This is a genomic window from Carnobacterium sp., from assembly GCF_032094055.1.
Taxonomy (GTDB): domain Bacteria; phylum Bacillota; class Bacilli; order Lactobacillales; family Carnobacteriaceae; genus Carnobacterium_A.
In genome coordinates this window covers 1-9,921 of sequence record NZ_DAMDAK010000017.1, presented here as the reverse complement: position 1 = coordinate 9,921, position 9,921 = coordinate 1, and the positions used below count along the sequence as shown (strand labels likewise).

The window sequence follows — 9,921 nt, the reverse complement described above, 5'->3', positions numbered from 1 at the left end:
GACGCGTTAATGGTCGGCAGTACAGATCAAATCATTGAAAAGATCCTGTATCAATATGAATTGTTCGGAATGCAGCGTTTTATGGCACAAATTGACTTTGGCGGAGTGCCATTTGATAAGCTGATGAAAAATATTGAACTTATTGGAAACGACATTATCCCAGCAATTAAAAAATACACAAAAAAATAAGGAGGTGAACTATGAAGATCGCTGTACTAGCCGGCTCTATCATCGGTTCCAAAACAAAAACAGCTATGCTGAAAACAGGAGAGATTCTTAAACAAAAGTACCCGGAACATGAAGTTGTGCTTTTAGATTTAGCCGAGTACTCAATGGTATTCAGTGATGGACGGAATTATTTTGAGTATGAAGGCGATACAAAATACGTTGCAGAGACACTTATGGCTGCCGATGCCATTATCATTGGTACACCCACATTCCAAGCTTCTATCCCTGCCACGCTTAAAAATATCTTTGATTTGCTGCCGGTCAATGCTTTTCGAGATAAAGTCGTCAGCAGTGTGATGACAGCCGGTACAACCAAGCATTATTTGATGGTGGAACAACAGTTGAAACCTATCTTAGCGTATATGAAAGCTCATATTGTCCCGACATATGTATTTATTGAAGAAAAAGATTTCTTGCGGAATGAGATCATAAATGATGACGTCCTCTTTCGTTTAGAACGACTCGTCGAAGATACGGTATTGACCGTTGAAGCGTTCGCAGCTATTCGGAAGAAAAAAGACGAAGAATACGACTTTTAATGGAACAAACTAATTTGGATACAATTTTAAAAAAAGAAAATCAAAGGAGAAGATTAATATGACAAAAGTAAATTTAGCAGTAGTTTTTTATAGTATGGGTGGAACAAATTATCAATTAGCACAATGGGCAGCAGAAGCCGCAACAGCAGCAGGCGCTGAAGTCAGAGTATTAAAAGTACAAGAATTAGCTCCTGAAGCAATCATTGAAGGAAACGAAACATGGAAAGCTACTGTCGATGCAACAAAAGATGTTCCAGTGGCAACATCCGCAGACTTGGAATGGGCAGATGCTATCATTTTCAGCACTCCGACACGTTTCGGAAATATGCCTTCACAAATGAAACAATTCTTAGATATCCAAGGCGGTATTTGGGCTAGCGGCAAAACAGTTAATAAAGTGGTTAGTGCCATGTCTTCTGCCCAAAACCCGCATGGTGGACAAGAAGCAACGATTCTATCATTATATACTAGCATGATGCACTGGGGAGCCATTATTGCAGCACCAGGATATTCAGACCCTGTCTTATTCAAAGCAGGCGGCAACCCTTACGGAACAAGTGTGACTGTAGGACAAGACGGAAAAATGATCGAAGATGTAGCAGATGCTGTGAAATATCAAGCTGAGCGCACCATTAAAGTGGCAGAATGGGTCAAAAAAGGCAACGAATAAACTCACTGAAAGTTTATTGTGGAAATAAGGTCTAAACAAATATTCAATTGTGCAAAAAACAGCACTAAACGCAGCTTAAGGCGTTTAGTGCTGTTTTGCTATTTTCTAAAGTATATGAAGCAATCTTGTTGCTACACTAAAGTAAATTAGTAACCCCATTGCATCATTGATCGTTGTAATAAAAGGACCAGAAGCAATAGCGGGATCAATTTTCAATCTATTGATAAGGAAAGGAATGACTGCCCCTACTACAGTAGATAAACTTAAAGTTACCAAAAGAGAAAATCCAATAATCAGTGCTAAAACAAGATTCTGATAAAAAATGCCTACTACAAGTGCTAAAACTACTCCTGCAGATAATCCGATTATCATTCCTGCTAGGAGTTCTTTTAGGACATTTTGCCAAAATTCTTCTTTGGTTCTTTCTTCTCCCATAGAAATATTTCGGACCGCAACTGCCAAGGATTGTGTTCCGACGTTTCCCGCTGAGTCCATAATAATCGGGATAAAAGCAGCAAGCACGACCACTTGACTCAAGGTTTCTTCAAATGAACTGATCAAAGAAGCACTGATCATTCCTAGAAAAACAAGAATGACAATCCAGGGCATCCTTGCACGAGCAATTTGCCATGCACTCTCTTCTCCTCGTTCCGTTTTACTTTTCGTTTTTCGGATAGCAGAGAATTCATTAAAGTCCTCTGTCGTTTCTTCAACTAAAATATCCATCACATCATCTACAGTCACAATTCCCAACATCACATCTTCATCATTTAAAACAGGGACTGCTAACAAATCATAATCTTGAATCATGCGAGCAACAGCTTCTTGATCATCATTCATGCGCACAAAGGCTAATTGAGTCAACATTACATCTTGGACTTTTGTATCTTCCTGATTCAAAATCGTGTCTCGTAAAGATAAGATGCCTACCAATCTGCTGGCTTTGTCTAAAACGTAAATATAGTAAACCATTTCTGCTTCCTTAGCAAAAGTACGCACCATTTCCACTGTTTGTTGCACAGTATATTCAGGAGAAACGCTAATGAATCCTTTCGTCATAACGGATCCGGCAGTTTCCGGTTCATAAGCGAGCATTTCTTCTACTCTGCTTCTTTCTTCTACATCTAGCAAATTTAAGAGTACTTGTCTTTCTTCGTCGTCTCGATAAGATAAAAAGTTTACCACATTGTCTATCTCCATATAATGGAATAAGTCCGCAATGTATTCAGGTGAGAAGGCTTCATAAGCTTCTGTTTGGTCAGCAGGATCCATCCATTCAAATAATTCCGCAAATTCTGCTGGCTCTAAAAAGCTCTCTACTTTTTTTCTCTTTTCAGGATATAAGAGATGAAAAAGTTCAACTTGATCATTTGTATGAAGTTTCAAAAATAGCTTACGAAATTTTTTACGGTTGTTTTCCTTTGCGGCTTTGAAGATTCCTTCATAATATGTGTTTTTTCTGTCATCCATTCTTTTCATTACTATCATTCCTCTCAGGAAGGCTCATTAAAAGTGTATCTCCTTCTTGTATTAGTTTTTGCACTATATAAATAAAACTTTTCGATTTTTTCATCTGTCGACAAGATGGAATAGAATCCACTTGAACCACCCCCTAGAGAATTTTATGGTAACGAATCAAGCTAACAGCAAAAACGTTTTTCTCCTGTTGTCTTTTATTTACCATTTACATTAAAATAGAAATAAAAAAAGCACGCCTCGAAGAGCGTGCAAAACAACTGACAGACAGTTGCTCAAAACGGATTTAATACCAGCACCCCTTCGTTGAGTTTCGGCACTGTACAGCATAGGGACGATCCCAGCTGCGTTAAAAATTTCCTTAATTCGAAAATTCCTGTTAACCCATTGGCGTCTTTGGACGTTTCTGGGCAGCAGCATCTCTCTAGTACAGTAGCCTCACCTAACAAGGCTATTCAATTCTTTCTATCTCTCTTATTCATTGTAGGACAGAACCATTTAATATTCAAGCTTACTCTTTTTGAACGACACTTTTTAGGATAGAAAAGTTAATCGTTTTGCTCTATCTCGTTGTACTCATTTTCCCAATCTGATTTAAGCATAGCGTAAGTGGCTATATCACAAATATTTCCTTCGTTATCTTTTGCGCCCTCTCTTTTGATTCCTTCAAATTTCATTCCGATCTTTTTCATAACTTTTCCAGATCCTGGATTTTTAGTATGGTGGCTAGCTTCTATTCTATTAAATCCAACACATTCAAATAAAAAGTCTTTAACAGCTATAAAAGCTTCTGTCATGATTCCTTTATTCCAATATTTCTTAGACATACAATATCCAATCACGGCAGATTCAATGTCGTTGTTTATCTGAACCACATCAATCGTTCCGACGACTTGTTGGTTTTCTTTTAACTCGATACACCAGCGATAACAATCCTCTTGTTCCAGTTCTTTTTGCCAATTTGAGATGCTGGCTTTTGTATCCTCAATACTGTTATGGGGTTTCCATGTTAAATGTTTGGTTACTTCTTCATCACTTGCCCAGTTGTGATACACGTCTTCTGCATCATTTAGGGTGATCCTTCTTAAGTGTAATCTTTCTGTTTCTAATGGTTGAGTGCCGATATGTTCCACCTAATCATCCTCCTCAATATCATTCGTCTTTGTACTTATCATACAGGATAAATTTATACCATTCAGCTATTAATTTTCTGGAAATTAAAAATTCAATTTATTAATCAAATTAAAAGGAACATTACATATCAGCAATTAGCCATAAGATACAAAAAAAGCCTCTAACAAACGTTAGAAAGCTTCTTTCATTTGCAACTTTATGGAATATACTCGACCAGTTTTTTAACTATTATCTACTAATCGAACGCGCAACTCTCGATACTGTATGGCGCTGTCCGCGAATGGCTTTACTCATTGCAAAAATATTTTCAACGGTAGCAACACCACCATATCCAGCATCACCAATATGTTGAATATCAACTCCGCATATTTTATTCTGTAAAGCCATATACTTGATCGTGTCAGGATCAGAACTTTCTTGGCTCGTCCCGATAGCAGTCATCACTAGAGCTCCTTCTTGGTGCGCTAATTTAACAGCTTCTTTCAAATCTTCTTTATCAAACCCAGGCACTGTTCCAATTGATGGTGTGAGAATAATATCCGCTCCAGCCTCAACCAAACTTTTAATGACGTTTAAATCTGCAACAGCTTCATCAACTCCAGCACCATGCATTTTTCCAGCAATAATAAGGCCGGAATAATGTTCTTTTGCTTTTTTTACTGTATCAATAATTGCGGCATTTGTTACACCTGTTCCTGGGTTACCGGTAAAGCAGACAAAATCTAAGCCTAATGTTTCTATTTGTTTCAATGTTTCACTATTTGCTTGGCGGCCTACAGCAATTTCTGCTCTTTCTTCCACCATATCTGCAGATGTATCCACCGGCTCTAAATTGACTCCGATCGGGCGGCCGACTAAATCATGCAAGCGATCAACAAACGATCCCTCATACTCCCCAATTGCAAAAATATCAGGTTTTAATACGTCTATTCCATTTAGAAGAATCAAGTCTGCTCCAAATGCACCGGCGATTTCAGAATTTGTAATGTCTCCGATAAAAGATTCACGCGGAGCGACATTTTCAGACAGAATAACACGACCTTCACTTGCTTTAATGCTTTGCTTCAACTCTTGCGCACTCATACTTAGAATTTCTGAAGCATTTGCACTTATTAAACGTTTGACCATTTTATATAACTTCCCTTCTATTTTTAATACAACGGCTCATTTTCTTCTTGTGCTTTGAACCGCTTTTCAAGGGCTAAGAAGAATGGCAGATAAAGCAGAATATCCAATACAATCAAAACAATTTGCAATATTGATCCATTTATACTTCCTGTGGTTAAGAATCCGCTAATAATAGGCGGCATCGTCCAAGAAGCGACAACTCTAGTTAGAGGAACAAGTCCTGTTGACATGGCAATGTAAGCAACGATTGCATTTACAATTGGAGCAACAATAAAAGGAACCAGTAATGCAAAGTTTAAAACAACGGGCACACCAAACATTGTTGGTTCATTAATATTAAATAAACCGGGTACAACGGTTATTGGAGCCATAATTTTAGTTTGTTTGCTCGTATTCTTTTTACGGGCTATATAACCAAGTACTAATACTAAACCAATCGTTGCACCACCACCGCCAATATAAACAAAATTATCCATAAATGCGATCGTAATAATATTCTTCATTTCTGCTCCTACTTGATAAGCAGCATTATTTTCAGCTAGGTTTGAAATCCAGATGGGTTGCATAATCGAGTTCACAACGTTCCCTCCATGGATACCAATAAACCATAACAAACTGTTTAAACCAGCAACAATTACTGTACCAAAAATATTATTACCTAATAATCCGAGTGGTCCGCCTAGAACCACTTGAGCAAGTTCATGAAGGTTAGGCCAAGATACTGTATCAAGAAGAGAATAAATAATTAACCAGAATGTGATGATTACTGCGCCAGGGATAATAGCGCTGAAACTTCTTGCAACAGCTGGCGGCACGCTCTCAGGCATTTTAATTTGAATATTGTGGTTAATGAACCATTGATAAATAAATGCACTAAACAATCCTAGAACAATAGCAACAAACAAACCACTAGCGCCAAGGTAACGAACAGTTAACCCTGCCCCGGCTTCTCCTGAAATAAAAGGTGTAACCATAACAAAAGAAGACATTGAAATAATTCCAGCAGCAACACCATCTACTTTATATTGATTCGCTAAACTTTGAGCAATTCCAAAACTTGCCACCAAACCAATTAAACCGAAACTGCTGTCAACGCCTTTCCATAAATAACCAGCCACTCCAATATTTCCTAACCAATCTTCCCATCCAGGAACTGGAAAACTAGCAATTACCATAAATATAGATCCAATAATAATCAACGGCATAGCTAAGGTAATTCCATCCCGAATTGCTGTTAAATATTTATTAGCACTTAATTTTGAAGCAATCGGCATAAGCTTTTCCTCAATAAAACTATTTGACTCAGACATAAATACCCCTCCTATTAATTATAGTTTATAACTAAACATTCATCGTAAAACCCTTTCATTTATTTTTTAGTAATATTTAGTTATTAAAAACAGTATAATAGTTTGGTTTTATTTTGTAAACAATTAATTGTGTTCGAGATGTTTTTTCTTCATAAACGTTACAAAAAATAAATATTAAGTTATACTATCTTTATTATGATCCCTTATAATTAACGTTCGCCAAACTAAAGCTTCGCACAAAGTAGAGAAAGAAACACAAGTTTAATACCGTACACTTTTTCTACTATGACTACTCTCTTACTTATTAAAATAATAGATTCATCTGTAATCTAGCACAGAAAGGGGCTATTACCATGTACCTGCCTAAGAAACAAGGTATACAAAAAACAAGAATATTAGATAAAATATATACGAAAGGCCCGATTTCAAGAATCGACATATCAAAAGAACTATCTATCACCCCTGCTACCGTAAGTGAAATAACAAATAACCTTATTAAGGAAAATCATATTCATGAATTGGGCGAAGACGAAAAATATAGTAAACCAGGACGTAAGAAAATATTATTAGCTATTTCTCCCTATCATAATTATTTCATAGGTGTAGAGCTATCCGATAATTTTTTATCTTTTTGTTTAAGTGACAATCTTGGAACAATTATTGAACAGCAAATCCTTCATCACAATAATTGGGATTATCAAGAACAGCTTACAGATACTTTTTTTCTGAATAAATTGAATCAGTTTATCGATCAATGTACAGAATATAACCCTGTCGCTATAGGCATTGCGATACCTGGCCACTATGATCCCGTTAATCAAACTATTAAAACAAACAATCCATTTTGGCAAACATTTCCACTAAAAAATGTTGTTGACTCAATTAATCTGCCTATTTATTTAAAAAATAACGTCAAATGTATGGCAATCGCTGAACGCCTATTTGGAGATGATAAACAAGACAAGAACTTTATTTTTCTGCATGTTCGTCGCGGGATGTTTTGTACTTATATGTACAATGGGGAAATATACGCAGAAACAAATCATTTGATTGGTGAAATTGGACATACTGTCATCAATCCAAACGGTGAATTATGTGAGTGTGGTAAAAGGGGATGTCTTCAAACTTATACTAGTGAATCTTGGATGATAAAAAAAGCAAATCTAATATATGAAAATATACCTCATACTTTTCTCAAACAATTAGTATCCGAAAAAGAACAGATTGATATCAACACACTCATTAAAGCCTATCAATTAGGAGATGAAGGTTCGATCACAATTATTAATCAAGCCATTTATTATTTTTCTATTGCAATCAATAATTTATTAATGGTTATGGATTCAGATATCGTCTATATCCATAGTGAATTATTGAGTGAGCCTGAACTGGCTGATCTCCTGATTAAGTATATTGATGAGAATGCATCTTTATTGAATCTTCAACATCCTAAACAACGTATCTTTAAACCTTATAATGAAATAAACGGTGCCCTTGGTGCGTGCGGACTCTGTATTTCTGAAACATTATAATTTCTTATGTTAAATAAAGTTTATTGCTACTTTTTAAGTAGAGTAAAGAAAATCAATATTTGTTGTGTTGTAAAAGATAAAGACCTCATTTGCAGAAAAGGCCTGCACATCCGTATGTACAGGCCTACTTTATCTTTCAAGAACTTTATAACCAGATCCTTCAAACCACTACATGACAAACTAACTTACAAATATTGTGTTGTCAACTTTCCAGTCTTCTTGATTTATACTCACCCAAAAGTCATTTTTCAAACGTAACGATTGTAAACAGCATCCATTTGCCACAGTTTGAAAACAAATTAAAAGCTATTTCTTAAGATTTCATTTGTCTCTTTTTAACATCCCTCCTTCTAAATGAAGTTGTTGGTTTGCATAGGCCAGAGTTGTTTCTCGATGTGAGACCAAAAGAACAGCTTTCTCTTTGATTTCTGAAGACAATACGTTAAGGATAGCTTGTTCATTAATGTAGTCTAAGTTACTAGTTGGTTCATCTAGTAATAATAAAGGTGCATCTTGCAAAAGCAAACGAGCTAATCCTATACGTTGACGCTCTCCGTCTGAAACATTGCGGGCTTGTCCTCCAATTTTAGTTTCATAGCCTTCTGGCAACGTTAAAATCCAATCGTGAAGAGACGCTTGACGTGCAGCTTGTTCTACTGCTTTTCTGGAAGCATCCATCCTACTTAAGCGAACGTTATTAAAAATGGTCTCTTCAAAAAGAAAGGTACTTTGTTCCATCACGCCTTCTAGTTGATGAAGTGCTTGTTCTTGAATAGAAGATAGCGGAATGCCATCGAACTCAATGGTTCCGTTGGTTGGATCCCAATAACGCATCAATAATTTGACCAACGTGCTCTTTCCACTACCACTCTCTCCGCCAATTCCAAGCCATTCTCCTTGGTTTAATGATAAAGAAGCAGCATTCAAAATGGGTTGTGAGCGCGCTACATAAGTGAACGCAACTTGATTCATCTGTCCTTCGTCAAATTCAGACAGTTTTTCTTGGCTTGTCTCAAAAGAAACAGTGGGTTGTTCTTGCGTCAACGCATACAATCGTTGACCGCTGGCAAAAGTAGTAAGCAAAGCACTCCCTAAACCATTTAACGCTAAGACAGAACCAAATGAACTGAGACTAAGAACCGTTGCAGTAAGAACTGTCGCTGCCGGCAAGTGAAGAAAATTCCCTACTAAGAGAATACTGACTGCCGTGATCACTAAGACGATTTCACTGACTATTTGCAATAGGCTTGATTGTTGAAGCTGTTTGCGGTGTTGATCATTTAATGCTTCACCTATAGCATTTAGTTTTTGCACTCGTTGTTCTTTTAGTTGGAATTGAAAAATATCTGGAAGACTGTTAACATTTTCGATAACCTGTTGATTGAGTGCCACAAAAGCTGTTTGGTAATCTTCTCCAATTTTTTGATGCTTTAAGAAGCTGAACAAAGGGACAATAACGCCAACAACTAGGTGACCTAATAATAAGATAAGCGCTAATCCCCAATGGTGACGTGATAAAAAAACAATGGATGCAATAGACGTTCCTAAAGCAATAAAGATAGGTGAAATCGTATGGGCAAAAAAGACTTCCAATGCTTCAACATCTGTTGTGATCGCTGTGACTAAGTCGCCGCTCTTCTTTTCTGTTAACCGAGCAGGTCCTAACTTTCGCAATACAGCAAATATTTTTTCTCGAATTAACGCTAGTAAGCGAAAAGCAATATCATGGTTTAAATATTGTTCCGCATATCTCGCTGCTCCACGAATCAGACCGCAGCTCATCATAATCAGTAAGGCTTGTTGCGGACTATTTGGCTGATTCGTGAAAATAGCGATGATTTCTCGAATTCCAATCAGCGAGATGGCTATAACAGACAAATTGCTGATGATTCCAAAAAGAATCG

At 36.8% G+C, this 9,921-nt stretch carries 8 protein-coding genes, 1 pseudogene and 1 riboswitch; of the genes and pseudogenes, 4 read left to right on the top strand and 5 right to left on the bottom strand.

Annotation, left to right across the window (positions count from 1 at the left end; genetic code table 11):
- From RT405_RS04265 to wrbA, 3 genes and pseudogenes are all read left to right on the top strand, one after another.
- Positions 1-189: pseudogene (locus RT405_RS04265) on the top strand (LLM class flavin-dependent oxidoreductase); the annotation flags it as partial.
- An 11-nt stretch (positions 190-200) separates the two neighbouring features.
- On the top strand, positions 201-767 hold the full coding sequence (locus RT405_RS04260; protein WP_313467845.1) for an NADPH-dependent FMN reductase: 567 nt from the start codon (positions 201-203) through the stop codon (positions 765-767).
- 58 nt (positions 768-825) lie between these two features.
- The gene (gene wrbA, locus RT405_RS04255; protein ID WP_313467843.1) at positions 826-1,437 is read left to right on the top strand and encodes an NAD(P)H:quinone oxidoreductase; all 612 of its coding nucleotides are present in this window, start codon (positions 826-828) and stop codon (positions 1,435-1,437) included.
- 105 nt (positions 1,438-1,542) lie between these two features.
- Here the strand turns inward: wrbA and mgtE are convergent, their stop codons facing one another.
- From mgtE to RT405_RS04235, 4 genes are all read right to left on the bottom strand, one after another.
- A complete protein-coding gene (gene mgtE, locus RT405_RS04250) occupies positions 1,543-2,916 on the bottom strand; it encodes a magnesium transporter (protein ID WP_313467842.1) in 1,374 nt (457 codons plus the stop codon).
- A gap of 290 nt (positions 2,917-3,206) precedes the next feature.
- Positions 3,207-3,370, bottom strand: a riboswitch (M-box (ykoK) riboswitch).
- A 91-nt stretch (positions 3,371-3,461) separates the two neighbouring features.
- Positions 3,462-4,046, bottom strand: a complete 585-nt coding sequence (locus tag RT405_RS04245) for a GNAT family N-acetyltransferase (protein ID WP_313467840.1) — start codon at positions 4,044-4,046, stop codon at positions 3,462-3,464.
- Between the two features lie 229 nt (positions 4,047-4,275).
- Positions 4,276-5,175, bottom strand: coding sequence for a haloacid dehalogenase-like hydrolase (locus RT405_RS04240; protein ID WP_313467838.1), 900 nt, complete (start codon positions 5,173-5,175; stop codon positions 4,276-4,278).
- 23 nt (positions 5,176-5,198) lie between these two features.
- Entirely contained in the window at positions 5,199-6,485 is a 1,287-nt protein-coding gene (locus RT405_RS04235; RefSeq protein ID WP_313467837.1) for a PTS sugar transporter subunit IIC, read from the bottom strand.
- A 353-nt stretch (positions 6,486-6,838) separates the two neighbouring features.
- Between RT405_RS04235 and RT405_RS04230 the strand changes: the two genes are divergently transcribed.
- Positions 6,839-8,017, top strand: a complete 1,179-nt coding sequence (locus tag RT405_RS04230; protein ID WP_313467836.1) for an ROK family protein — start codon at positions 6,839-6,841, stop codon at positions 8,015-8,017.
- A gap of 321 nt (positions 8,018-8,338) precedes the next feature.
- On the opposite strand, the gene RT405_RS04225 is transcribed toward RT405_RS04230, so the two are convergent.
- Positions 8,339-9,921 (bottom strand): ABC transporter ATP-binding protein (locus RT405_RS04225; protein ID WP_313467835.1); only part of this gene is annotated, 1,583 nt, incomplete at its 5' end.